This is a genomic window from Planomonospora sp. ID67723 (assembly GCF_015711605.1).
GTDB lineage: Bacteria > Actinomycetota > Actinomycetes > Streptosporangiales > Streptosporangiaceae > Planomonospora_A.
This window is the reverse complement of the sequence record NZ_JABTEZ010000002.1, coordinates 1,637,256-1,661,556: the sequence shown is the minus strand read 5'-3', so window position 1 is coordinate 1,661,556 and position 24,301 is coordinate 1,637,256. Positions and strand designations below refer to the sequence as shown.

The 24,301-nt window shown below is 70.1% G+C and carries 28 protein-coding genes; 15 read left to right on the top strand and 13 right to left on the bottom strand.

The features are described from left to right. Positions 1–19: 19 nt before the first annotated feature. Positions 20–613: a PadR family transcriptional regulator gene (locus HS041_RS20085; protein WP_196442184.1), complete on the bottom strand. Its 594-nt coding sequence runs from the start codon at positions 611–613 to the stop codon at positions 20–22. Between the two features lie 223 nt (positions 614–836). Here HS041_RS20085 and HS041_RS20080 point away from each other — a divergent pair, with 223 nt between their 5' ends. Genes HS041_RS20080 through HS041_RS20060 form a run of 5 tightly spaced genes read left to right on the top strand, consistent with a single transcriptional unit; the run spans position 837 to position 4,727 of the window. Next, entirely contained in the window at positions 837–1,592 is a 756-nt protein-coding gene (locus tag HS041_RS20080) for an SDR family NAD(P)-dependent oxidoreductase (RefSeq protein ID WP_196442183.1), read from the top strand. Next, entirely contained in the window at positions 1,589–2,164 is a 576-nt protein-coding gene (locus HS041_RS20075) for a carboxymuconolactone decarboxylase family protein (RefSeq protein ID WP_196442182.1), read from the top strand. The genes HS041_RS20080 and HS041_RS20075 overlap by 4 nt, the downstream gene beginning before the upstream one ends. Next, positions 2,161–3,033 carry a fumarylacetoacetate hydrolase family protein gene (locus tag HS041_RS20070; RefSeq protein ID WP_196442181.1) on the top strand — a complete coding sequence of 291 codons (873 nt, stop codon included), beginning with the start codon at positions 2,161–2,163 and terminating at the stop codon, positions 3,031–3,033. The genes HS041_RS20075 and HS041_RS20070 overlap by 4 nt, the downstream gene beginning before the upstream one ends. Then, a complete protein-coding gene (locus HS041_RS20065; RefSeq protein ID WP_196442180.1) occupies positions 3,030–3,917 on the top strand; it encodes a fumarylacetoacetate hydrolase family protein in 888 nt (295 codons plus the stop codon). Before HS041_RS20070 ends, HS041_RS20065 begins: the two co-directional genes overlap by 4 nt. Before the next feature lie 24 nt (positions 3,918–3,941). Then, positions 3,942–4,727 carry an SDR family NAD(P)-dependent oxidoreductase gene (locus tag HS041_RS20060; RefSeq protein ID WP_196442179.1) on the top strand — a complete coding sequence of 262 codons (786 nt, stop codon included), beginning with the start codon at positions 3,942–3,944 and terminating at the stop codon, positions 4,725–4,727. An 89-nt stretch (positions 4,728–4,816) separates the two neighbouring features. Here the strand turns inward: HS041_RS20060 and HS041_RS20055 are convergent, their stop codons facing one another. Further along, entirely contained in the window at positions 4,817–5,650 is an 834-nt protein-coding gene (locus HS041_RS20055; RefSeq protein WP_307845377.1) for an IclR family transcriptional regulator, read from the bottom strand. A gap of 177 nt (positions 5,651–5,827) precedes the next feature. On the opposite strand from HS041_RS20055, the gene HS041_RS20050 reads away from it, so the two are divergent. Beyond that, positions 5,828–7,144, top strand: coding sequence for an MFS transporter (locus tag HS041_RS20050; protein ID WP_196442177.1), 1,317 nt, complete (start codon positions 5,828–5,830; stop codon positions 7,142–7,144). A gap of 401 nt (positions 7,145–7,545) precedes the next feature. On the opposite strand, the gene HS041_RS20045 is transcribed toward HS041_RS20050, so the two are convergent. Further along, on the bottom strand, positions 7,546–8,310 hold the full coding sequence (locus HS041_RS20045) for a hypothetical protein (protein ID WP_196442176.1): 765 nt from the start codon (positions 8,308–8,310) through the stop codon (positions 7,546–7,548). Positions 8,311–8,843: 533 nt separating this feature from the next. Continuing rightward, positions 8,844–9,221, bottom strand: coding sequence for a helix-turn-helix transcriptional regulator (locus HS041_RS20040; RefSeq protein WP_196442175.1), 378 nt, complete (start codon positions 9,219–9,221; stop codon positions 8,844–8,846). A gap of 212 nt (positions 9,222–9,433) precedes the next feature. Between HS041_RS20040 and HS041_RS20035 the strand changes: the two genes are divergently transcribed. Next, positions 9,434–9,877 carry an STAS domain-containing protein gene (locus HS041_RS20035; protein WP_196442174.1) on the top strand — a complete coding sequence of 148 codons (444 nt, stop codon included), beginning with the start codon at positions 9,434–9,436 and terminating at the stop codon, positions 9,875–9,877. Between the two features lie 181 nt (positions 9,878–10,058). Here the strand turns inward: HS041_RS20035 and HS041_RS20030 are convergent, their stop codons facing one another. After that, positions 10,059–12,404, bottom strand: a complete 2,346-nt coding sequence (locus tag HS041_RS20030) for an ABC transporter permease (protein WP_196442173.1) — start codon at positions 12,402–12,404, stop codon at positions 10,059–10,061. After that, complete coding sequence (locus HS041_RS20025; protein ID WP_196442172.1) at positions 12,401–13,090, bottom strand: ABC transporter ATP-binding protein; 690 nt, start codon at positions 13,088–13,090, stop codon at positions 12,401–12,403. Before HS041_RS20025 ends, HS041_RS20030 begins: the two co-directional genes overlap by 4 nt. Before the next feature lie 115 nt (positions 13,091–13,205). Here HS041_RS20025 and HS041_RS20020 point away from each other — a divergent pair, with 115 nt between their 5' ends. Beyond that, positions 13,206–13,790: a TetR/AcrR family transcriptional regulator gene (locus HS041_RS20020; RefSeq protein WP_307845376.1), complete on the top strand. Its 585-nt coding sequence runs from the start codon at positions 13,206–13,208 to the stop codon at positions 13,788–13,790. 42 nt (positions 13,791–13,832) lie between these two features. Here the strand turns inward: HS041_RS20020 and chrA are convergent, their stop codons facing one another. From chrA to HS041_RS20005, 3 genes are read right to left on the bottom strand one after another with little or no spacing between them, the layout of a single operon-like run. After that, a complete protein-coding gene (chrA, locus tag HS041_RS20015; RefSeq protein ID WP_196442170.1) occupies positions 13,833–15,209 on the bottom strand; it encodes a chromate efflux transporter in 1,377 nt (458 codons plus the stop codon). 30 nt (positions 15,210–15,239) lie between these two features. Beyond that, the gene (locus HS041_RS20010) at positions 15,240–15,671 is read right to left on the bottom strand and encodes a chromate resistance protein ChrB domain-containing protein (protein ID WP_196442169.1); all 432 of its coding nucleotides are present in this window, start codon (positions 15,669–15,671) and stop codon (positions 15,240–15,242) included. Then, positions 15,668–16,267 (bottom strand): Chromate resistance protein ChrB, encoded by a 600-nt coding sequence (locus tag HS041_RS20005; RefSeq protein WP_196442168.1) that lies wholly within the window; start codon positions 16,265–16,267, stop codon positions 15,668–15,670. Before HS041_RS20005 ends, HS041_RS20010 begins: the two co-directional genes overlap by 4 nt. A gap of 225 nt (positions 16,268–16,492) precedes the next feature. Between HS041_RS20005 and HS041_RS20000 the strand changes: the two genes are divergently transcribed. The 5 genes from HS041_RS20000 to HS041_RS19980 are packed head-to-tail and all read left to right on the top strand — an operon-like array spanning position 16,493 to position 20,572. Beyond that, the gene (locus HS041_RS20000; protein ID WP_196442167.1) at positions 16,493–17,509 is read left to right on the top strand and encodes a sulfate ABC transporter substrate-binding protein; all 1,017 of its coding nucleotides are present in this window, start codon (positions 16,493–16,495) and stop codon (positions 17,507–17,509) included. Between the two features lie 6 nt (positions 17,510–17,515). Further along, on the top strand, positions 17,516–18,370 hold the full coding sequence (gene cysT / locus HS041_RS19995) for a sulfate ABC transporter permease subunit CysT (protein ID WP_196442166.1): 855 nt from the start codon (positions 17,516–17,518) through the stop codon (positions 18,368–18,370). After that, positions 18,363–19,157: a sulfate ABC transporter permease subunit gene (locus tag HS041_RS19990; RefSeq protein WP_196442165.1), complete on the top strand. Its 795-nt coding sequence runs from the start codon at positions 18,363–18,365 to the stop codon at positions 19,155–19,157. Before cysT ends, HS041_RS19990 begins: the two co-directional genes overlap by 8 nt. Before the next feature lie 7 nt (positions 19,158–19,164). After that, positions 19,165–20,130, top strand: a complete 966-nt coding sequence (locus HS041_RS19985; RefSeq protein ID WP_196442164.1) for a sulfate/molybdate ABC transporter ATP-binding protein — start codon at positions 19,165–19,167, stop codon at positions 20,128–20,130. 46 nt (positions 20,131–20,176) lie between these two features. After that, positions 20,177–20,572: an RrF2 family transcriptional regulator gene (locus tag HS041_RS19980; protein WP_196442163.1), complete on the top strand. Its 396-nt coding sequence runs from the start codon at positions 20,177–20,179 to the stop codon at positions 20,570–20,572. A gap of 112 nt (positions 20,573–20,684) precedes the next feature. On the opposite strand, the gene HS041_RS19975 is transcribed toward HS041_RS19980, so the two are convergent. The 4 genes from HS041_RS19975 to HS041_RS19960 form a co-directional block, all read right to left on the bottom strand. Next, positions 20,685–20,837 (bottom strand): hypothetical protein, encoded by a 153-nt coding sequence (locus tag HS041_RS19975; RefSeq protein ID WP_196442162.1) that lies wholly within the window; start codon positions 20,835–20,837, stop codon positions 20,685–20,687. Positions 20,838–20,921: 84 nt separating this feature from the next. Then, positions 20,922–21,290, bottom strand: coding sequence for a DUF1259 domain-containing protein (locus tag HS041_RS19970; RefSeq protein ID WP_196442161.1), 369 nt, complete (start codon positions 21,288–21,290; stop codon positions 20,922–20,924). A 268-nt stretch (positions 21,291–21,558) separates the two neighbouring features. Beyond that, positions 21,559–22,059 (bottom strand): MTB12 C-terminal domain-containing protein, encoded by a 501-nt coding sequence (locus tag HS041_RS19965; RefSeq protein WP_196442160.1) that lies wholly within the window; start codon positions 22,057–22,059, stop codon positions 21,559–21,561. Positions 22,060–22,199: 140 nt separating this feature from the next. Beyond that, positions 22,200–22,523, bottom strand: coding sequence for an ArsR/SmtB family transcription factor (locus HS041_RS19960; RefSeq protein ID WP_230879141.1), 324 nt, complete (start codon positions 22,521–22,523; stop codon positions 22,200–22,202). Positions 22,524–22,607: 84 nt separating this feature from the next. On the opposite strand from HS041_RS19960, the gene HS041_RS19955 reads away from it, so the two are divergent. Next, complete coding sequence (locus tag HS041_RS19955) at positions 22,608–23,735, top strand: cation diffusion facilitator family transporter (protein ID WP_230879140.1); 1,128 nt, start codon at positions 22,608–22,610, stop codon at positions 23,733–23,735. Positions 23,736–23,803: 68 nt separating this feature from the next. Continuing rightward, a complete protein-coding gene (locus tag HS041_RS40460; RefSeq protein ID WP_196442159.1) occupies positions 23,804–24,292 on the top strand; it encodes a copper resistance CopC family protein in 489 nt (162 codons plus the stop codon). Positions 24,293–24,301 lie beyond the last annotated feature (9 nt).

Sequence of the window (24,301 nt, the reverse complement as noted above, 5' to 3'; positions counted from 1 at the left end):
GCGTCGACCGGCAGGCCGATCAGGCGGACGGCGGATCCTCCATGCCCTCCAGCCAGGCGAGTGCGTCCTCGGCCCAGGCGATCTCGGCGCGGGAGCGCGCGACGTTCCCCTGCATGGCCAGCACCTTGAGCCCGGTGACGAGCGCGTGCGCGCCGCGAGGGCGGTTGGCGAGCCGCTTGACCAGCCGGGGAAGGACGCCGCGGTGCATCTCGCGCAGCTGTCGGGTGTAGACGGCGAGCAGGTCCTCGTGGTGCTTTCGATGCGCCTCCAGATGGTGCCGGATCACCTCTATGGGGACGGTGTCGAGGAACATCAGCTTGACCCGTTCGACGTCGCGGACGGGGGGATACTCCACCGGCTGCGCCAGCCACGCCTGCAACTCGGCGGCGCCCTGCTCGGTGAGGCGGTAGGTCCGCTTCGGCTTGCCCGGATTGTCATGGGTCACGGTGCTGGTGACCAGCCCCTGGCTCTCCAGCCGCCGCAGCTCCGGATAGATCTGGGTGTGGGAGGCGTGCCAGAACCACCCCAGCGACTCGCCGAACTCGCGCGCCAGGTCGTATCCCGAGGTCGGCTCGGTGCTGAGGAAACCCAGCAGGGCGTACTTCAAAGACATCTGACCGTCCTCCACGCTCGGGGTCCGTACGGCGGAGCCTGCCCATAACCTAATGTCAATCCTTACATGGATTCTGCGGGACCACGCAGGATCAACGTGCCGAGATAACAGTGCATTGTGACATTCCAGTTTGGCCGCTGGGCGTGGACAGGGGCGCAGGCCCGGGCTAGCATGGCCGCCGATTCTGAAAGCAACTTTCGTCTAGTGAACTTGGAGGCCGGTCATGGGTTGGCTCGGTCTGAACGGCCGCAAGGCGCTCGTCATGGGCGCGGGCGGCCTGGGCGCGGCCTGCGCCGGAGGCCTGGCGGATGCCGGGGCATCCGTGCTGGTCGTCGACGTGGAGGAGGCCAGGCTCAAGGAGCTGCAGGCCGATCCGCGCCTCGCCTCCGCCGACCTCCGCGTCCTGTCCGCGGACCTGACGAGCGCGGAAGCGTGTGAGGCGGCGGTGACGAGCGCCGCCGAGAACCTCGGCGGACTGGACCTGCTCGTGCACGCGGTCGGGACCAACGACCGGCGGCCGGTGGTCGACACCCCCGACGAGGTGTGGGAGCGCATCATCACGCTGAACCTCTCCAGCGCGTTCTGGATCGGGCGGGCCGCGGGCCGGCTGATGCGGGAGGCCGGCGGTGGCGGCATGGTCTACTTCTCCTCGGTCTCCTCGCAGCTCGCGCACCCGCACCACGGCCCCTACGCGGCCAGCAAGGGCGGCCTGGACCAGCTCGTCAAGGTCATGGCCAGGGAGTGGGCGGCCGATCGGGTGACCGTCAACGCGGTGGCCCCCGGCTACACCGAGACGGAGCTGACCCGCGGCTACCTGGCCGAGCCCGGGAGGCGGGAGGAGATGACCCGGCTCGTCCCCGCGGGCCGTCTGGGGACGCCGGACGACGTGGTGGGCGCGGTCCTGTTCCTGCTGTCACCCCGGGCCTGCTTCATCACCGGCCAGGTGCTGTACGTCGACGGTGGCAGGACGCTCGTATGACCGCCCGGCTGGCCGGGCTGCTTCCGCAGGACCTGGACGACGAACAGGCCGAGGTCTACCGCGCCGTCACCGGCGGACCGCGGGCCGCGGGGCCGCAGGCCTTCCCGCTCACCGACGGGTGGGGACGGCTGCGCGGCCCGTTCAACGCCATGCTGCTGAGCCCGCCCGTCGGCCTCGCCCTGCAAGAGGTCGGCGCGGCTGTGCGCTACGGCTCGGTTCTGACCGGCCGGATCAGGGAGATGGCCATCCTGACCGTCGCCGCGCACTGGGGCAGCGACTTCGAACGCGAGTCGCACGAGGCGGTGGGCCGGACCTGCGGCCTGACCGAGGAAGAAATCGCCGCGCTGCGCGAGGGCGGGCTGCCCGACCTGGCCGATCCGGACGAGCGGGCGGCCGTGCGGGCCACCGCCGCGCTGACCGGTGCGGGCGCGCTGACCGACGAGGAATACGGCGAGGCGGTGGCGGCAATGGGGGAACGGGGCCTGTTCGAGCTGACGACACTGGTCGGCTACTACGCCACGCTCGCCCTCCAGCTGCGTGTCTTCGCAGGTGAACACAAGGAGAGAGCATGAAGCTGATCACTTTTGACGACGGCCGCGTCGGGCGGCTGGAGCTGGAGGAGCGGCTCGTCATCCCGCTGGAGGTCCCCTCCACTCGGGCGTACTTCGAGCACGGGGGCCACGCCCCGGAGACCGGCGAACGCCTGAGCCTGGACGACGTGCGGCTGCGGGCCCCGATCGCGCCCAAGAAGTTCTTCCACACCTCCGGTAACTTCCGGGAGCACGAGGACGAGTCGAAGCACGTGGACTGGTCGCACCCGATGCACAAGGGCATCGTGTTCTTCCAGAACGTCGACGCCATCGTGGGCCCGGACGAGCCGGTCGTCTACCCCGAGCACCTCACCGGCGAGCTGGACTACGAGCTGGAGATCGCAGTGGTGATCGGCAAGCCGGGCAAGTTCTTCGGCGTGGACGACGCCCCCGGCCACATCGCCGGATACGTGGTCTACAACGACATCACCGCCCGCGACATCCAGCGCCGGGAGATGGAGTCGGGCGTGTTCTCCTTCTGCAAGGCGATCGACACGTTCAACCCGCTGGGGCCGTACATCGTCACCGCCGACGAGATCCCGGACCCGCAGAACCTCGACATGGAGCTGCGGGTCAACGGCCGCATCCGGCAGAAGTCCAACACCAGCCGGATGTCGGTGTCCATCCCGCACCTGGTGGCCTACCACTCGCCACAGGGCTACAGCGCCGGCGATCTGATCTCCACCGGGACGATCCAGGGGGTGGCCGGCTTCAGCGGCGACCCCGATCTCTACCTCAAGCCGGGCGACGTGATCGAGGCCGAGGTCGAGCGGCTCGGCGTGCTGCGCACCCCCGTCGTGAGCTGGGAGCAGGCGTACGGCACCCCAGCGCCGGAGAAGGTGGACTGGTGAGGCTCGGCGTCCAGGACGGCCGGGCCGTGCTGGTGCGCGATGACCGGGCCGCGGACGTCGCCGCCACCGGGCTGCCCGGCGATCCGGCGGTGCTGCTGGAGCGGTGGCCGGAGCTGCGCGAGCGGGCGGACGGCCTGCCGGACGACGTCTTCGACCTGCCGATCGACCACGGTGCCTGGCAGGCACCGGTGCCGAACCCGCGGCAGGTGTTCGCGGTCGCGCTGAACTACCCGCCGCACGCCGCCGAGGCCGGTTTCGAGCCACCGGCCGACCCGCTGGTGTTCACCAAGTTCCCGACCTGCCTGACCGGGCCACGCACGACCGTCACCCTGCCCGAAGGGCCCGGAGGCCCGACCGGGGTCAAGGTGGACTGGGAGGCCGAGCTGGTTGTGGTGATCGGACGGCGCGCGCACCGCGTCCCCGAGGATCGGGCATGGGAGCACGTGGCCGGATTCATGGTCGGCCAGGACCTGTCCGAGCGCGTCACCCAGAGCAGGGGCACGCCCGCGCAGTTCAGCCTGGGCAAGTCCTTCCCCGGCTTCGGCCCCACCGGCCCGGTGCTGGTCACCCCGGACGAGCTGGCCGACCCGGACGACCTGGAGATCACCTGTCTGCTCAACGGCGAGGTGGTCCAGCACGACCGCACCGGATCGATGATCTTCCCGGTGCCGGATCTGATCGCCAGGATCTCGGCCGTGGTGCCGCTGCTGCCGGGAGACCTGATCTTCACCGGCACCCCGGCCGGTGTCGGCAACCGCCGCACCCCGCCCCGCTACCTGGGAGCGGGTGACGAGCTCGTCACCCGCGTCCAGGGCATCGGCGAGCTGCGCCAGCGTTTCCGGTCGAAGGGTGCGCCTACTGCGGCGCGTCCCGGCTGGAGGTAATCGATGAGGACAGGAGAGTTCCGCGTGTCAGAGCAGTCCATCCCCCGGCGGTTCGTCGGCAAGAGCGTCCTGGTGACCGGGGCGGGCACCGGCTACGGCGCTGAGATCGCCGTCCGGGCCGCCCAGGAGGGTGCCTCGGTGGCCGTGCACTACAACACCTCGGCCGCCGGCGCGGAGCGCACCGCCGCCCGGATCAAGGACCTGGGCGGCGAGGCGTTCACCGTCCGGGCCGACATCAGCAGCTTCGCCGACATCCGCCGCATGGCCGAGGATGTCTTCGCCCGGTTCGGCGGCCTGGACGTGCTGGTCAACAACGTCGGCGACGTGGCACCCGAGCAGATGTCCTGGCGCGACCTCACCGAGGATTCCGTCGACCGGGTGCTCGCGGTCGATGTCAAGGGCACCATGCTGTGCACCCACGAGTTCGGCTCACGCATGCTGGAGCAGGGCCACGGCTCGATCATCAACATCGGCTCCACCGTCATCGTGCGAGGCAGCCCCCGCGCCCCGCAGTACGCCGCCGCCAAGTACGGCATCCTCGGCATCACCAAGTCCTACGCCGCCGCGTTCGCCCCGACCGTGCGGGTCAACACGTTCGCGCCCGGCTTCATCGAGACCGAGGCCACGTTGAACCGGCACGACTGGAAGTCCGGCCGCCGCGAGGAGCTCGTCTCCCGCACTCCGATGGGCCGGATCCCCGGCCCGGCCGAGCTCGCCGGGACCGCGCTGTTCCTGGCCACCGACGACGCCGCTCACATGACCGGCGTCTACCTCAACGCCGACGGCGGATACAACATGCTCGGCGCCTGATCACCGGTTCCCGCACCGCCTGCGAAGCCCCCTCCGCGAGCAGCGGGAGGGGGCTTTCGCGGGTGCGGCCCCGGCCGTCAGCCCGACTGTCAGCCCGGTCGAGGGCCGTCGGATGACGGCGCGTCGGTCGGACGGCGGCTGCCCAGCTCACGCGAGATTCCCCGCGCGGCGGTCTGCACCGCCAGCCCCATGCGCCGGGGCTCCGCGGTCCGCGTCGGCACCAGCACGCCCAGGACGCCCACCACCGTCTCGTCCCGGCCGAAGACCGGTGCGGCGATCGAGACGATCGACTCGTCCTCACGGTGGAACACCGCCAACTGCTTCAGGCGCACATCGGCGAGCGTGCGGCGGAGCGTGCCGGCGGGGATGAGCCTGTTGCCCGGCTCGCTGTAGACCGGTCTGGCGAGCAGTTCCTCCCGCACCTCCTGGGGCGCGAAGGCGAGCAGGACCAGGCCGACTCCGGTCGAATGCAGGGGGAGGCGGCCACCGGTCCGGTACTCCACCGACGCCGCCTGGTGCGCGGAGAGCCGCTCCACGAGCATCGCCTGCATTCCGTCGCGTACAGCGAGCTGCACGTGCTGGCGGGTGACCTCCGCGAGGTCGTGCATGAACGGCAGCGCGACCTCGCGGAGCCCGTGCCCTCGCGGGGCCAGCGTGGCGATCTCGAGCAACCGCAGCCCGACGCAGTACCGGCCCGCGCCGTCCCGTTCGAGCGCACCCCAGTTCACCAGGCGGTTCGCCAGGCGGAGGGCGGAGCTCGGAGGGATCTGGCTGCGACGGCTCAGCTCGGTCAGGGACAGGGTGCGGTGGTCGGTGTCGAACGCCGCGAGCAGGGACAGCGCGCGGTCCACGACCGGCTCGCCATGCGGAGGCCTGCGGCCGCGCACCTGGGGAGGCGAGGAGGGCGCGGCGGTCGCCGCCACATCGGATTGGCCGGATTGTGATGACTCCGGCTTTCCATTGATTGGCATGACGATTCAACCGTACATCACTGCGGCGCCATTCTTCCTGCATGTCAGGCGTGTGAAGGTCGACGGCTTTGAGATGCCTTCGCGTGATTCGCCCGCCGATGGCTGACCGCTCGGCGAAAGGTGCCAACGATGAGTACTCCCAACCTGCGAGGCGGAAACCGGCCGGATCCGGCGGTTCCCGTCCCGGACGACCACGGCGCCCCTCCTGGAGGCTGGCCCAACCCTCGCAACGGGTTCCTGTTCTTCCTCGGCTTCGCCGGCATCGGCGCCGCGATGGCGAACCTCGTGCCGCTCGTCCTGACGATGTCGATCAAAGCGACGGCGATCGACCCGCAGAACGCCACCACTGTGCTCTCCGTCGTCGTCAGCGTCAGCGCCCTGTGCTCGCTCGTCATGTTCCCGGTGTTCGGCAGGCTCAGCGACCGCACCACCGGGCGGCTCGGACGGCGCCGGCCGTACCTGCTGCTGGGCGCCCTGCTGATCCTGATCAGCGCGGTCGTCATGCTGACGGCAACCACCACGCTGACGCTGGCGATCTCGGGCGTCCTCACCTCGGTGGGGCTCAGCGCGGCCACCGTGGCCCTCACCGCGGTCCTCCCCGACCAGTTCGCGCCGGACCGGCGGGGCCCGGGGTCGGCGATCGTCGGTCTGAGCCTCCCGGTCGGCGCGGTCGTCGGCCTGTTCATCGCACAGCTGGTCTCACCGAACCTGGCGGCGATGATCCTGCTCCCTGCGGGCATCGGGGCCGCCGGCTGCACCCTGTTCGCCGTCACGCTGAAGGACCGTCAGCTGTCAGCGGCCGAACGCGCACCTTTCGGCTGGGGTGAGCTGCTCAGCACCTTCTGGGTCAACCCGGCGCGCCACCCCAGCTTCGGATGGGCCTGGCTGAGCCGCTTCCTGGTCTTCCTCGGCGTGGCCGCCGTACAGGCGTACCAGGCCTTCTATCTGATCAGAGTCCTGCACTTCCCGCCCTCGGAGGTCGCCGGAGCCGTCTTCGTGTCGACGCTGGTCCTCACCGTGGCCGCGCTGGTGTTCGCGCCGATCGCCAGCAAGGTCTCCGACCGGATCGGCCGCCGCAAGCCCTTCGTCATCGCATCGGCGCTGATCTTCGGCGTCGGTCTCCTCCTCGCCGCCTTCGCGAACTCCTTCCCGTTCTTCCTGGTGGCGATCGGCATCATCGGGCTCGGCCAAGGGGTCTACTTCGCGGTCGACATCGCGCTGGTGACGCAGGTCCTGCCGGACCCGGCCAATCCGGCGAAGGACCTCGGCATCATGAACCTCGCCAGCAGCCTGCCGTCCTCGGTCCTGCCGGCCATCGCCCCGGCGATCCTCGCGATCGGCGCCACGGCGGCGGCGCCCGAGAACTTCTCGGCGCTGTTCGTCCTCGGATCGATCGCCGGTCTGCTCGGTGCGGTCCTGATCCTGCCGATCCGGACGGTCAGGTAACACCACGATCGGTCCGGCGACGCACGGAACGCGCCGCAGAACGCGCAAGGTCCCGGTCCCCTCCGCACCCTCGGGACGTGCGGGGAGACCGGGGCCTTCGAATGGTCTGGCGTCCGGTCGCCGGACCTTCGTGCCGTAGAGCGAGCTCAGCGGAGAGGCACGAGGACCGTCGCCGCCAGGGATGATCTTCCACGATGCGCGGCCGGACGCTCTGACGGAACAGCGACGGAACAGGGACCGAAACCGGTGCATCACGCCGTGATCAGAAAACCGGACATCTTCAGCGAACAGGCAGGTGACGGCGCGGCCACCGCGGTTCCCCCTCAGCGACATGCCGACCGCGATCGGAACATCCGATCCCGACATGGACCTGCCGGCTCCCGTAGCCGGGCTCTCGTCCTCTACGCCAGGCCCCGGCCGAGCCCGGATGAGGGATCGGCCGCCTCGACGGCCCTCAGCTGCGCGGCGATCGCAAGGGTCTCCTCCGACGCGTCCGCGCCCGGGTGGTGGATCCACCACCCGGTCCCCCAGCGCAGGACCTTGCCGTAGAGGGTCAGGACCAGGCCGCCGTCGAAGTCGTCCGCCGGGACGCGCACCGACCGAACCAGCGGAGCACCCTCGGAGAGGGACTCGTAGGTCCCCTTGCCGGGCACGTAGCGCCGGGCGGGCTCGTCCCAGCAGTCGAAGAACGCCCACTCCCCCGCCGCGGAGACGTAGCAGAGAACCCGCCCGCCGACGACCAGACCGGGCGCCCCGAAGACCGCTTCGACCTCGTCGCGCCGTACGTCCCGCTCTCCGATGCGGCCGCGCACCTCCCCGATCAGGGTGTTCCACGCGCTCTCGCCGAGCACACGGCCGGCTTCCAGGTAGCCGAGACGGTGGAGTTGCTCGGCGTAGACCGAGGCCACCTCCTCCACGCAGTCGCGGTCGTGCCCGAACATCGCGGCGAACGGCCCGTGCACGCCGAACTTGCCGTAGCGGTCGGCGAGCATCCCGCCGACCGCGGTGAGGTCGTCGTCGCGTTCATCGACGAAGCAGAGGTTCTCCAGGAGGGTCCGGCCGACGGTCTCCATCTCCCGGCCGTCCCTGGCGTACATGCGGGTGCGCGCCATCACGCGGGGGATGGTCTCCAGCCAGCGCTGCCGCAGCTCGGTCGCCGAACGCACTCCGTCACCCTATCCGCCGGGGCAGCGGGCTGCTCCTAGGAACAGCCCGTCAGGATCAGCGCCGTGGTCACCACCCGCTTCCGGCTCGTGCCCGCACTGGCCAAGGCCCTGTCGGTGGCGACTCCGGCCCTGCCGCAAGCCCGGCACGGTCTGGGTAGCGCTCGACCGCCACCGCGAGCGCGCCCTCGAGGCCGGGCACACCGGCCGCCTGCTGGCTCCGGACGGCCGCTATGAGCACCTGCCGCTGCGTCCGGTCGACGTGGAGGCGGCCGATGCGGCCACGCTGTCGGCGTCCGCCAAGACCCTGGGCGACCCGGGCGCCGGCCACGTCGTGCGCGAGGGCTTGGAGGATGGCCGGTCCAGCCTTCCCGCCGACCAGCTCATGATGCGCACAGCGCAACTGGCCGGACTGCTGGATCTGGAAGTCACCCGGACACCGCGATGCTGCGCGAGCGCCTGGCCGCCGTCGACCCCGGCGCCGACGTCGTGCCCACCGCCGCAGAAGAGGCCGCCTACCAGCGTGGCCACCCGGTTCAACGAGATGTGGACGCTGGGTCGCGGCTTGGACCGCTTCCTGTGCCGAGTGCGGAGGCACCGGTATCGGGCAGGTCGTGCTGGGTGAACAGGTCGATGAGCAGCCGGACGGGCAGGTTGGCCTCGGTCGGATAGCGAAAGCCGCGCTCGGGGTTGAGGGTGTAGTGGTTGCGGCGGCCGACCTTGCTGAGGGTCAGGTAACCCTCCTGGTGCAGGTCGGACACGATGCTCTGCACGGCGCGCTCGGTGATGCCGATCCGGGTGGCGATGTCGCGGATGCGGGCGTGCGGGTCGCGGGCGATCTCCAGCAGCACCCGGGCGTGGTGGGTCAGGAACGTCCAGGTGGAGGTGGGTCCACCACCGTTGGCTGAGACCATGTCACCTCTCTTCGGGGCTAGCCTGATCCGGCCGGGGAGCGACGGCGGCACATCCTTACCATAAGATTACTACCTGAAGTTTCTTTCAGGTATACGTCTTCACGAAGCAAGATGCGGGTGAGATGATGCCAGTCAACCGGTCTCCCTCCTGTAGTGGGGGTCCTCATGCCTGCGCTTCCACCCTCGCGCCCGTACCTGCGCACGGCCTTCAGATGCACAGCCGGCCCCGTCTCTCCTCGGTCCGCAGCGCCGTGAGCTTCCCGCACGATGACGCCTTCGGCGTCCCCGCCTCCGACGGCGCCGCCTCTGGCGTCGTCGGCGCGGTCCTGTATGCCGATCGCCAGCTGCGGCTGACCTACCATCCCCACCCCAGCGCGACCCTGATCCAGCTGATCGGGGAGGTCGATTTCACCAACGGCGCCGCGCTGGAGGAGACGCTGAGACGCGCCGGGCACGGCGACGATCGTCTCCTGGTCGACCTGCGGCACCTGCGCTTCATCGACACCGGCGGGATGCGCCTGCTGGCGCGGTTGTGCAGCACGGGCGCGGTCCGGCTGGTCAACGTGCCGCCCTACTTGCGGCGCCTGGCGGATCTGCTGGACCTGCCGCTGCGCATCAGCACCCCGGACGGCACCACGGCGCACGATCCCCGCTGATCGCGGTGGTGCACGTGGACGTCGACGGACCGTAGAGGGCGTCCGCCGGGGGCCGCTTCCTCCGCTCCGGGTGCGATCCGTGAGCGGCGCTGGGAACCTCGCCAGGGGGCGTGCCGAGTAAGCGTCAAAGACGCACTCCGGTCACAGACCATGGCTGAAACCGGTCCCGGGGCGGAGTATCTCATTCGTAGGCGAGAGTCTCCCTGATCGTGAGCCGGGAGGCGCGGCGGGCTGCGGTGAGGGTGGCCGTTGTCGCGGCGGCCAAGCCCAGCACCGTCCAGGCGGCCATTCCGGTCACTGACAGCTCCAGCGGGAGCGGCAGGCCGAAGGAGAGCCTGCCCAGGAAGGAACCGACCCCGGCTGACAGGGGCACCCCGACGGCCAGCGCGATGAGACAACCCGTCAGGCCGATCGCCAGACCTTCCCAGATGATCGTCAACCGGACGGTGCGCGAGGTGGCGCCGATGGTCTGCATGATGCCGAACTCGCGGGTCCGCTCGGTAACCGCGATCCCCATGGCCGAGGCCAGGCCCAGCGCGCCGACCATGGCCATGAGCGCGGCCAGGACGATGAGAGTCTGGATGAAGATCAGCACGTGTTCGTCGATGGCCATACTCAGCTCCGTCACGGGCATGACCGTCTGGGCGTGGATGCCTGCCGTGGCGAGATACCGTTCGACCTGACCGGGAACGGACGGGTCGTCATGGGCCAGACGGATGGCGGTGGCGGTGGGCACGGCCGGATCCGCCGCGGTATAGACGGCCGCAGGTCCGCCTACTTCGGCGGCTATGCCTACCAGACGCAGTACGCGGGTGCGCCCTTCCACGCTCAGTGTGATCTTCTCACCCGGGCGGGGGTTCCCCAGTCGGGTGGCGGCGCCCTGGTTGATGACGGCTCCGTCCTGGTCGCCGGTGTCCAGCCATCGGCCCTCCAGTATCTCGAAGTCGATCAGAGGGCTCTTGGCGGGCAACGCGATGAGGTTGAAGGCGCCGTGGCCGCCGTCGGGATAGGTTCGCGATATCTCGGCCTGCCCGTCCCGGACGGGGGTGGCGGGCAGGACCGCGAGGGGTTCGGCCGCGCTCAGACCGTCGACATCGCGCAGCAGGGCGGTGAGCCGGTCCGCGGAAACGGGGGCGGTCAGGGTGATCTCGGTGTCGTAGGAGCGGCGCGCAAGCCCCTCTCGCACCCAGGTGTTCCATGCGTCCGCGGTGTTCAGGCCTCCGGTGAACAGGGCGCCGCCCACAGTGAGCAGAACCAGGGTGAGCATCAGCCGGCCGCGTCTGCGCAGCGCGTTGCGGACGGCGAACGACAGCATGCGGTTGCCGCCGGGGATGCGGATCGCCCGCTGGCGGGTTCGACTCGCGGTAGCGCCCCGGTGGTCCAGAGCGGAACGCACCGTGGTGCGGGCGGCTCGTGTCAGCGGCACGAGCGCGACCGAAAGCGGTACGCCGAGCCCGGCGGCGGCCAGGGCAGCGAAGACCCGTAGGGGTACGGAGGTGTCGGTGATGTCCAGGTTGAGCAGGCCCGCCATCAGGTCGGTCAGGGCCAGCCCCGCCAGCACGGACGGCCCGGCAGCCAGGATGAGCGCCGCCACCGCCACCGTCAGGGTCATCAGCAGATAGGTGCCGAGAACCTGCCCGGTGGTGGCACCGAGGGTTTTGAGCACCCCGATCTGGCGGGTCTGCTGGGCGAGCATCCCACCCAGTGTGGTGGCGACCACGACGGCCGCCAGTACCAGTGCCGCTGCTGCGAAGCCGAGAAAGAGCAAGGTGATGGTGTCGACCTGGTTCTGGTGCGGATGGCGGCCCGGCGGGGGTGCCTGGACGGCGTGAACGGCGTGTCCGCCTGCGGTGAGCCATGCCGCCAGTTCACGGGCACGGGCGTCGACGGCGTCCTGGTTGCCGGAAACGATGATCTTCAGCTGGTCCCGGTTCGGACTCAGGCCGAGCCGGGACAGGCCCGCCGGGGTCAGGTAGCCGTACCCGGTGCGCTCTTGTGCAGCGGGGGCCAGGGCCGCGTCGTGGACCACACCGGTCACGGTGAAACTGCCGCTGCGCCCGCCTGGTGCGGTGACGGTCAGGACGCGGGGACCGCCGAGCACGGCCAGTGCCGAGCGTTCCAGCAGTAGACCGTCAGCGGGCGGGGGCCAGGCGCCGCGCTCGACGTCGAAGCGGGCGACGCGCAGCGGGTCGTCGGCGTCGATGACGAACAGCAGCATCCTGTGCCAGGTTCCCCCGACGCGAACGCGAGCGGTGACGGTCTGGCGGGCGGTGGCTTCGGTGATCCCAGGACGAGTGCGGACTTGTTCCAGCAGGTCGCCGGTGACGCCGCCGGCCACGTCCAGGGTGGCCGAGGCGGGATGGGTGGCGGCGTAGTTGGCGGCGGCCTCGCGCAGCACGACGGTGCGCGCGGTCAGCATCGCACCGATGGCGATCAGGCTGAGAGCGACCGCCACGATCATCAGTACCACGCGGCCGCGCGCGTGCCACAAGTCGCGCCGGAGTTTGGTGTAGCGGGGACGGCTCATCGTGTGGCTCCGGTGGCGATCCGCCCATCGGCCAGGTCGATCCGGCGGTGCGCCCAGCGGCCGAGATCGCGTTCGTGGGTGACCGCCACCACTGCGGTTCCTGAGGCGGCCTGAGCGGCGAACAGCTCCCAGATCACCTCGGCGGTGGCCGAGTCCAGGTTGCCGGTGGGTTCATCGGCCAGCAACACCGGCGGATCGTTGGACAGGGCCCGGGCGATGGCGGCCCGCTGCTGCTGCCCGCCCGACAGGGTGGCGGGCAGTTTGTCGGCCTGCTCGGCGATGCCGACCCGCTCCAGCAGTTCCATGGCCCGGGGGCGGCGGAGACGCGGGGGGTAGGTGGCGCAGAAATCCATCGGCAGCATCACGTTCTCAGCGACGGTGAGGGTGGGCAGCAGCTGGAAGAACTGGAAGACCATGCCTATGGTGCGGCCGCGCCAGGAGGACAGGCGTGATTCGGGCAGCAGGTGCACATCGGTGCCGGCCACCTGGATCTGCCCGGAGGTGGGCCGGTCGATTCCGGCCAGCAGATTGAGCAGGGTGCTCTTGCCGCTGCCCGAACGGCCGGTCACGGCTACGAACTCGCCGGGGACGACAGCCAGATCCGTCTTGTCCAGGGCGAGGAAGTCTCCGGCGGGCGTGGGGTAGGTCTTGGTGACCCCGTTCAGTGTGATCACATCAGCCGTCATGAACGCTCCATTCATAAGCGAACAGCTTGTTCGGTTATGAATGGTGCGTTCGCTAGCATTGGCGGGTCAATCCACAAAGCAGGCGAGCTGTGCCGTAACGAACGGGAACGGGAAAGTGTCCGGAAACGGTAGCGGGAAAGAGATCGACCGGAGGGTACGGCGCACGCGCGAGGCGATCAGGAAGGCGCTGGTCGCGCTTATCGTCGAGCGGGGCTACGACGCGGTGACGGTCACCGACGTCATCGCCCGAGCCGACGTCGGCCGTTCCACCTTCTACGCTCACTTCACCGATAAACGGGACGTACTGGCCGCCAACCTGGAGGAGTTGGCGGGTTTCCTGCGAGCGAGCAGTGCGGCCGGGCCGGACCGGCTGTTCGCCTTCAGCTTGCCGATGTTCGAGCACATCGATGAGCAACGCGACCTGGTCCGGGCGCTGCTGGGCCGCCGGGGAGGCGGCGCGGTCGTCCCGTACATCGAACAGGTCCTGGCCACCATCGTCCGGGAGGAGTTGCTGTCTCGGCTTCCTGCGGGCGCGGCACCATCTGATCTCGACCTGGTGGTGGCGTGTGTGGTCGGCGCGTTCATGGCCCTGCTCGCCCGGCACGCCGACGGCGAGATCTCGACGACTCCCCGGCAACTGGACGCGGCCTTCCACGCCGTGGTCGCTCCAGGCGTGCAGGCGATCCTGCACCAGCGGTGAAGCCATCAAGAGCGCAGGACCATCCGGAGGCAGGCCGCAGGTTCAGGGCAGCAGGATGGTGCCCATGCCCAGCAGGGCGCAGACACCCAGGATGCGCAGCATCGGCCATTTCAGGACGAACGTCATGAGCAGCGCGGCCACGGTGATCGCCAGGGCGGCGGGGCTGAGCGTGCCGGGTTCGGGCAGTTGGACGCTGAACGGGCCCCAGGCCCAGGTGGACGTGCGGGCGAACAGGGTGTGCTCGGCGAAGTACAGCGCCAGGTTGGCGATGACCCCGACCACGGCGGCGGTGATGCCGGTCAGGGCCGCGCTGATGGCGGTGTTGTGGCGCAGGCGCTCGACGTAGGGGGCGCCGAGGAAGATGAACAGGAAGCACGGCACGAAGGTGACCCAGGTGGTCAGCAGGGCGCCGAGCAGCGCACCCGCCCAGGGGGTCAGGGTTCCGGGGTCGCGGTAGGCGCCGAGGAAGGCGACGAACTGCACTACCATGATCAGCGGACCCGGGGTGGTCTCCGCCAGCGCCAGGCCGCGCACCATCTCGCCGGGGGTCAGCCAGGCGTAGGTCTCCACGGCCCGCTGGGCGACGAAGGCCAGCACCGCGTACGCGCCGCCGAAGGTGACCAGCGCGGTGCCGGAGAAGAACAGGCCCTGGGTGGTGAAGACGCTGCCGGTCCCGGTGAGGACGGCGACCGCGGCCACCGGCAGCCACCAGGCGGCCAGACCGACAGCGAGGATCTTTCCCGCCGAGCGCCAGGACGGCCGGGCGTGGTGCAGGGCGTCGTCGGGGATCAGCGGGGCGGGTCCGCCGTCGCCGCCGTGGCCGGTGCTTGTGGCGAAGGCGCGCGGGGCGAGCCGGTGCGCCGTCCAGCCGATGAGCGCGGCGACGGCGATCACGATGGGGAACGGCACACCGAACAGCGCCAGGGCGGCGAAGGCGGCCGCCGCCACGGCGATGAACACCGGGTGGGTCAGGGAGCGTTTGGCCACCCGGATGACGGCCTGGGCGACGATGGCCAGCACCGCCGGGGCGATTCCGGCGAACAGGGCAGCCACCACGGTGGTGTCGCGCCACAGGATGTAGACGGCCGACAGGGCCAGCAGCGCGAGCATGCCGGGCAGCACGAACAGGATGCCGGCGGCGAGGCCGCCGCGGGTGCCGTTGAGCAGCCAGCCGACGTAGATGGCCAGTTGCTGGGCTTCGGGTCCGGGCAGCAGCATGCAGTAGGACAGGGCGTGGTTGAAGCGCTGCTGGCCGATCCAGCGTTTCTCCTCCACCAGGGTGCGCTGCATGACGGCGATCTGCCCGGCCGGGCCGCCGAAGGTCTGCAAGCTGATCAGGAACCAGGTGCGTACGGCCCGGCGGAACGGGATCACGTCATCGGCGGGCAGCGGGCCGGCGGCGGGCTGGATATCGCTCACGAGGGCTCTTCCTTGGTTCAGGCAGGCGGGTCAGGCGGGTGGGCGGCCGAGGAGGAACGCCCGCCGGTAGTACTCGTACATCCCGTCGAACAGCGGGCCGGTCAGCTCCAGGACACGCTCGTCGGCGCAGGTCATCGACAGCCCGCGCAGGATGACGTCCAGCCCGGGAGCCTCGGGGGCATCGAAGCGCTCGTCGTCGAGGTCGGCCTCGTGCACGATCTCGGCGATCTTCCACAGCACCGGGTCGGTCAGCTCGTAGCGGCGCAGGATGGTCTCGAAGCTGCAGTCGCCGCCGCGGTGGCCGAGATCGACGCCGCGCATGTCGAAGGCGGTGGCATCGGGCGGGACCTGGGCCGGGTCGTCGACGAAGACGAAGGCGGCGTCGGCGTCGATGTGGCGGCGGATCAGCCAGGCGCAGGCGGCCCGGTCGATGTGCACCCCGGCGCGGGTGACCCACCTCATCGCGCACCGCCGTCGGCCGGGACGTCCCCGGTCGAGACGTCCATGACCGGGGCGTCCGCGGCCGCTGACGCCCCGCACTCCGGCCGGTCCGGCGCCGCGCTCACCGGCGGCCCGTCCGCGATGGCGGCGCCGGCGCCGGGGTCGGTCAGGGCGCGGACGGCCCGCTGGGCGATCTCGCGCTCGGCTGGAGGGAAGAAGTCCCGGCGCGTGATCCGCTGCAGCTGCGCCCGCAGCCGCCCGGCCAGGCGCGCGCGCTCGCCCGGCCCTGCCGCACCGGCGGCCCGCGCCTGGTCGACGACCGCCTGGTATTCGGCGGTGCGGGCCTGGCGCATCTCCTGGACGATCGCCCGTTCCTGGGCCGCGGCGGCGGGTACGGCCAGCCACACCGTGGCGCTGCCCCCGGCGTCGAGGACGTCCTGGGCGATCCAGTCGAGCTGTTCGCGGGTGCGGGCGTCGGCGGGCAGGCCGACCAGCCCGTCGCCCAGGCGGGCCACCCCGAGGCGTTCCAGCTTGCGCCAGATGGCGATCCGCGGCGAAGACGGCTCGCGGGGGATCTTGTAGGCCAGCAGCACCCACCGGCCATCTGCGTCGGTCACGATGTCCGCTTCCGCATACCAGCCGCCCTCCGGGTCCCGTGCGTCCTGCACCCTTCATGTGAAGGCAACCATGGTTACCGCAACCGTTGTTACGAGTCAAAGCCGCGCGCAGAAGGAAGAGGGAAACGAAACGGTAACGAAGGATCGCCGCCCCCTTGACCGTCGCGCCCTCCGCTCCTTGAATTACCTATTGCAGACTTGTTAAGTAGGAAATAGGGAGAATCGATGAACGTTCGCAGGCTCCGAGGTCTGGCGGCGGCCACGGCCGTGGCGTCGCTCACCGCTGTGACCGCGGCCTGCGGGGGCGGTGACGCGACCGGGGGCCAGGGGGCCAAGGTCCGGCTGGCGCTGGTCGCCTACTCCACGCCGCAGGCCGCCTACGAGAAGATCATCAAGGCCTACCAGGCCACGCCCGCCGGCAAGAACATCACCTTCACCAAGTCCTTCGGCGGCTCCGGTGACCAGAGCCGGGCCGTGGAAGCGGGCCTGCAGGCCGACATCGTCGCCTTCTCCCTGGAGCCGGACATGACCCGGCTGGTCAAGAAGGGCCTGGTGGCCGAGGACTGGAACACCGGCCCGACCAAGGGCATGGTCACCGACTCCGTCGTGGTCATCGCCACCCGCAAGGGCAACCCCAAAAACCTCAAGACCTGGGACGACCTGACCAAGCCCGGCATCGAGGTGATCACGCCCAACCCGTTCACCTCCGGCGGCGCCCGCTGGAACGTCCTGGCCGGCTACGGCGCCAAGTCCAACAAGGGGGCCGACGAGGAGGCGGGCGTGGCCTACCTCAAGGCGTTGTTCGCCAACGTCCCGGTGCAAGACGACAGCGCCCGCAAGTCACTGCAGACCTTCTCCACCGGCAAGGGCGACGCCATCCTGGCGTATGAGAACGAGGCGATCTTCGCCCAGCAGAGCAACCAGCCGCTGGAGTACACGGTGCCCGACTCCACGATCCTGATCGAAAACCCGGTCGCGGTGACCAAGAACTCCAAGCACCCGGCCGAGGCCAAGGCGTTCCTGGACTTCCTGTACTCCGCCGACGCGCAGAAGATCTTCGCCGAGAACGGCTACCGTCCGGTGACCAAGGACGTGCCCGGCGCCGCCTTCCCCACCCCGCCGGCGCTGTTCACCATCGCCGACCTGGGCGGCTGGCCGAAGGTCACCGCCGAGTTCTTCGACCCCAAGGGCAGCATCATGGCCGACATCGAGCGCGGGCTCGGCGTCTCGATCGAGAAGTAGCAGCCGGTGTCCACTTCGACCATCCCGGCACCTGTCTCCGGGTCCGGCACGCCGCCTCGGGGCAGGCGGCCCGCTCTGCCGCGGGGCGGTGGCGCCGCGTTCGGCCTGGGCGCGGCCGTCATCTACATGAGCCTGATCGTGCTGATCCCGCTCGCGGCGGTGGTGTGGCGCTCGCAAGAACGCGGACTGGGCTACTTCTGGGAGGCGGTCACCACCCCCGACGCCTGGGCGGCGCTGACGCTGACCGTGGGCGCCTCCCTGGTCGTGGCGGTGATCAACCTGGTGATGGGCACCATCATCGCCTGGGTGCTGGTGCGCGACCGCTTTTGGGGCAAGGGCGTCATCGACACGCTCATCGACCTGCCGTTCGCGCTGCCGACCATCGTCGCCGGTCTGGTGCTGCTGGCCCTGTACGGGCCCAGCAGCCCGCTGGGCATCGATCTGGCCTACGCCCGCTCCGGCGTGGTGCTCGCGCTGCTGTTCGTCACGCTGCCGTTCGTCGTGCGCACCGTCCAGCCGGTCCTGCTGGAACTCGACCCCGACATGGAACAGGCCGGCGCCTCACTGGGGGCCAGCCCGTTGCAGGTCTTCCGCCGGATCATCCTGCCCAACCTGATTCCCGCGATGCTGTCGGGTACCGCGCTGGCCTTCGCCCGGGCGATGGCCGAGATCGGATCGGTCGTGCTGATCTCAGGCAACCTGCCGTTCAAGACCCAGGTCGCCTCGGTGTACATCTTCGGGCAGATCGAAACCGACAACCCCATCGGGGCCGCGGCGACCTCCACCGTGCTGCTCGTCGTGGCCCTGGTCACCCTGGTCGCGTTGGACCTGCTGCAGCGATGGGGCAGCCGCCATGCCTAAAAACCTCATCCGCTACGCCCTTCGCGCGCTCGCCGTGGGCTACCTGCTGTTTCTGCTGGTCCTGCCGGTCGTCCTCATCGGCTGGCGGACCTTCGCCAACGGGCTGGGCCCGATCTTCGAGGCGCTCAGCACCCCGCAGGCGATCTCCGCCTTCCAGGTCACCCTCGTCGTCGCGTTCTGGGCGGTGGTCGCCAACACCGTCTTCGGCGTCGGAGCGGCGATCTTGCTGGTCCGCCATGCCTTCCCCGGCAAACGCGTCCTGAATGCGCTCATCGACCTGCCGATGGCCGTCTCCCCCGTCGTGGTCGGCCTGGCGCTCATCCTCGTCTACGGCAAGTTCGCCGCCGTCGGCGGCTGGCTGGAAACCCTGGGCGTGCAGGTCATCTTCTCCGTCCCCGGCATGGTCATGGCGGCGGTGTTCATCTCCCTGCCCCTGGTGGTACGCGCCGTGGTCCCCGTCCTGGAAGAGCTCGGCGACGAACAAGAACAGGCCGCCCGCACCCTGGGCGCCGGCTGGTGGCAGACCTTCCGCCGCATCACCATCCCCGGCATCCGATGGGCGCTGGGATACGGGATCGTGCTGTGCCTGGCCCGCGCGCTCGGCGAGTACGGCGCGGTCGCCGTCGTCTCCGGCCGCCTGGTCGAACAGACCCAGACGCTCACCCTGTTCGTCGAGGAACGCTTCCAAAACTTCGACGAAACCGCCGCCTTCGCCGCGGCGACCAGCCTGGCGCTGCTGTCTGTGATCACTCTCCTGCTCACCAAGATCCTGCGTCCGAAGGACTGAACTTTCCATGGCCATCGAAGTACGAGATGTCAACAAGTCCTTCGGGGTGACCCCGGTGCTGCGCGACGTCTCCATCGACGTGACCTCCGGGTCGCTGACCGCCCTGCTGGGCCCCAGCGGCGGCGGGAAATCGACCCTGCTGCGGGTCATCGCCGGTCTGGAGCAGCCCGACACCGGCACCGTGGTGATCTCCGGCGTCGACGCCACCCGCCTCTCCCCGCAGCGGCGCAACGTGGGCTTCGTCTTCCAGCACTACGCCGCGTTCAAGCACATGACGGTCTTCAAGAACGTCGCCTTCGGGCTGGAGATCCGCAAACGGCCCAAAGAGGAGATCCGCCGGCGCGTCATGGAACTGCTCGAACTGGTCCACCTGGACCAGATGGCCGAGCGCTACCCCTCGCAGCTGTCCGGCGGCCAGCGCCAGCGCATGGCCCTGGCCCGCGCCCTGGCCGTGGAGCCGCAGGTCTTGCTGCTGGATGAGCCGTTCGGCGCCCTGGACGCCCAGGTGCGCAAGGAACTGCGGACCTGGCTGCGCCGGCTGCACGACGAGGTCCACGTCACCACCGTGTTCGTCACCCACGACCAGGAGGAGGCGATCGAGGTCGCCGACACGATCGTCGTGCTGGCCGACGGGCAGGTCAAGCAGGTCGGCAGCCCCGCCGAGGTCTACGACAACCCCGCCGACCAGTTCGTGATGCGCTTCTTGGGCCCGGTCACCCGGCTCGGCGACAGCCTGGTGCGCCCGCACGACATCGAGATCAGCCCTGCGGCCGACCCCGCCGGCACCACCGCCACGGTCGTGCGGGTGGTGCGCCTGGGCTTCGAAGTCCGGGTGGAGCTGCTCATCGACGGCCAGGAAACGTGGGCGCAGCTGGCGCGCTCCACCGCCGACCGGCTGGACCTGCAACCGGGCCAAGCGGTCACCGTGCGGCCCAGCCCGGCCGCACGGCCGCTCGCCCTGAGCGCGTCATGACCTGCTACGCCCGGAGCCGCTGGGGACTGCACCAGCGCGTGTGCTGATGCGTATCTCCGCCCGCACCCAGTACGCCCTGCGGGCCGCCGTCGCTTTAGCCGCGGCCGCCGACAAACCGATGCACGCCGAGGAGATCGCCGCCGACCAGGACATCCCCCGCCGGTTCTGCGACAACATCCTGCTGCAGCTGCGGCGGGCCGGACTGATCCGCAGCCAACGCGGCCCGGAGGGCGGGTACTGGCTGGCCCGTCCCGCAGCCGAGATCACCCTGGCCGACATCGTCGAAGTCACCGAAGGCGTCCCGGAGGAGATCGGCCAGTTCCCCGGCGTCGCGGGACCGCTGGCCGACGTGTGGGCGATGATGCGCGAGCACGAGCACGCCCTGCTGAGCGAGGTGACGCTCGCCCACATCGTGGCCTCGGCCCGAAGCGATCCCTCCTAGGAGGCGCCCGTTCCCCAGCGCCGAGGACGGCCCTGCACCGCAGCGATCCGCGGCGAAGACGGCTCGCGGGGGATGCGATAGGCCGGCAGCACCCAATGCCCCACGGTGCCGGTCACGACTCCAGCACCCGCACCAGCAGCCGGACCCGCTGCTGCAGCTCGGCGGCCATCTGCTCATCGAAGTCGGCGTGACGCAGACGCCAGTGCACCGCATCCGGCAAAACGCCGGGCGGGCAGACGAACAACACCGCCCCGCCCATTCCCATCTCCCTGTCACAACCACGGTTACGGTAACCACCGTTGCGGCAAAGAAGGCAGTCGTGGATCGAGCGACTCGACGGTCGACTCGGTCAAGCCGCCCGCAGGCGCTCTTCGTCACCGCCCCCTCGCAGCGCGGCGATGACCTTTTGCACCTCGGCGGCGGTCATCACGAAGTCACCGTTGACGGAGGCCTTGCCGCCACCGGTGGACTGGAAGTTCAGCGCGGTGCCGACCCCCATGCCCGCACTGATCACCCGGCCGTGTGAGGTGACCTGCTCGGTGCGGGCGAAGGAGCCCAGGGCGAACCCCGGCTTGATCGCCCCCCCGTGGGAGGTGACTTTGAGGTCGGCGCGGAGGAAGCCGACGCGGTAGACGGTGCCGTCAGCCGACAGCTTGCCGGACCGGCTGTTCCCGATCGACCGGGTGGCTCCTGAACGCGCGACCGGAAGACAGGACAAGGGGGGCGTCGCCCAGCCGGGAGCAACCTTGCCAAGGTCGGCCGGCCCGTTCGGCGTCTGACCCGGACCGACCCCGGAGACCGCGGTGCTGCAAGGACGACGACCAGCAGCACCCGCTGCCGCAATCCCCACCCTGACGACCACGCCTCAGATCTCGATACCGTCTCCGATCTTGCGGATTGCGTCTTCGGCGCCCACGTGCTCTGCCCTCCTTTCCGCAGGAAACAGACGGGGCGGTGGCCGGGAGGTGCGGCGATGACCCGGCTCGTCAGCAGCCGGACGCCTCGGCGGTGCTGGAGCCGTACGGCATCCACGAGCACAGGGTCGTGCGGGAGAGCTTCCAGCGGCCGTTCTCACGGACGGAGACGCCGGTGCTGCGGGGCAGCACCGATCTTCCGTCGCGGAACAGGGAGTAGGTGACCTGGGCCCGGGTCGCAGAGGTGAACGCTACGATCTCGACACGGGCCAGCAGTCTGCGGGCATATTCGTCCTTGAGGAAGGCCCGCACCAGCCGTTCGTTCGCCTCGCCGCTCTCGATGAGGCGTTTCTTTTCCGTGTTGGCGACCTGGGGATCGGTGAACTTCTCCCATGCTCGGCTGATGTCATCCTCGGCACTGGTCGGATCGGCTGGCGCGGTGGGTGTCGCCTCGATCACGGCCGCGGTGTGAGATCTGGCCACGCCGGTGCCGGCGGTTTGTCCGCAGGCCACCGTGAGCGGGAAGGTCGCCGCCGCGAAAACGCACACACCCCATCGAGTCGCAGACGCCATGCTCCTCACCCCCAGGAGCCGTCCTTATCTTCCCCTACCCCGGGCTGTCGGCGTCATTCCTGCTCAGCGTGGGTTCAGGCCGCTGCGGTGGGGATGCCGACTGCACCGGGACGCCTGCGGAGCCGAGGATTGAGGCATGGTCAGTCCTCGTGGCGGGGGATGCCGGAGACCTCGTGATCGGCGTGGAAGAGAGCTTGAGTGATCAGGCCGCGCACGTGCACATCTCTGGCCCGATACAGCACCCGACGGCCGTCTCGGCGGGTGCGTACCAGGCCGGCCAGACGGAGTTTGGCCAGGTGCTGGGAGACCGACGGGCGCGCGACACCGATGGTCTGGGCCAGGGAGGAGACGTCGTACTCGCCGGAGGACAGCAGCCACATCAGCCGGAGCCGGGTGGTGTCGCTGAGCATGCGGAAGGCCTCGACGGCCGTCTCCACCTGGGCGTCAGTGGGTTGCTGTTGCAATGGATGCGCACCTGATTCGTTGTCGCGTGCGTATATGGATACATATACTCCGGGCTGCCGCTGTCATCCGCAAGTGAGGTAGCCATGTCCGAGCAATCGCATCCCGATCCTGCGCCCATCGACGGACCTGGCCCCCAGCACGGGCACGGACACGGGCACGGGCACGGGCACGGGCACGGACACGGGCACGGACACGGACACGGGCACGGGAAGACAGGTGGAGGCGGCAGAGTCCGTGCGCTGCTGGCCCGGGCCGGGCATGCCTTCGCCCCGCACAGCCATGACAGCGCGGAGAAGACCGACGCGGCGCTGGAGTCCAGCAGTCGTGGGATGCGGGTGCTGGTCGTCTCCTTTGCGGCGTTGATGGTCACCGCGCTGATCCAGGCGGTGATCGTGGTGGCCTCCGGGTCGGTGGCGCTGCTGGGCGACACGCTGCACAACGTCGCCGACGCGCTGACCGCGGTGCCGCTGGGCATCGCGTTCTGGGTCGGGCGCCGCGCTGCCACCCGCCGCTTCACCTACGGCTACGGCCGGGCTGAGGACCTGGCCGGGATCGTCATCGTGGTCATCATCGCCGCCTCCGCCGGCCTGGCCGGATACGAGGCGATCAAGCGGCTGATCGACCCGCAGGACGTGCGGGCGCTGGGCTGGGTTGCCGCCGCAGGCCTGGTCGGCTTCCTGGGCAATGAGTGGGTGGCCCGCTACCGGATCACGGTCGGCCGCGAGATCGGCTCGGCCGCCCTGGTGGCCGACGGGCTGCACGCGCGCACCGACGGCTTCACCTCCCTGGCCGTGTTGCTGGGGGCCGGCGGCGCCGCGCTCGGCTTCCCGATCGCCGATCCGATCGTCGGGTTGCTGATCACGGTGGCGATCTGCTTCGTGCTGCGGGATGCGGCCCGGCAGATCTACCACCGGCTGATGGACGCCGTCGATCCGGCCCTGGTCGATCAGGCCGAGCAGATCCTTTCTGCCACCCCCGGGGTGCGCCGGGTCGGGGCGGTCCGGATGCGCTGGATCGGCCACAGCCTGCGCGCCGAGGTCGACATCGCGGTCGATCCGGCGTTGTCGGTGGTGACGGCGCACGCGGTCGCGGTGGAGGCTGAGCACCGGTTGATCCACCAGCTTCCGCGGCTGCGGGCGGCCACGGTGCACGCCGACCCCGACGGCCCGGCCGACGCCGACCACCATGCCGTCTTGACCGACCACCGCTAGACCCCAGAGGCGAAGAGGTCTCCCAGCCCCACCGGTTGTCATATCGCCAGTGCATCGGGCGCGCCTTGATGACGGTGGCGGTCGCTGTCGGTCTGTTTGCCGCCATGACCGGCACTGCATCGGCGCACGCGCATCTGGAGCCGAGTAGTCCGGCCGACGGTGCGACCGTCACGCAGATCCCCGCCGAAATCGAGCTCGTCTTCAGCGAGACCGTCAACCGCAACTTCGCCACAGTCGTGGTCACCGGTCCCGGCGGGGAGGAGATCGCCGACGGCAAGCCCGCCGTCAACGGCGGCGGCGGCCGATGCGCTTTCTCCGTCTCCTGCCGCCATCACCTCCGACGACGGGCAGAACGGCGGATCGGGCGCGGCGATCACTGTGATGATCGGCGTCCAGCGGGCCCTGCCATCATCGGACCGGTGTCGTGTCGACGTCGAGAGCCAGTCGGCCCGCTGAGCGGCCCGCCGTCACCGCGGAGCGCTCCGCGGTACCCAGCACGCCCTCGGGGCGAGTCTCCTTCTGCGTACTGTCCGGGTGCCCGGTCACCGGGTGCGTGACCGGGCACC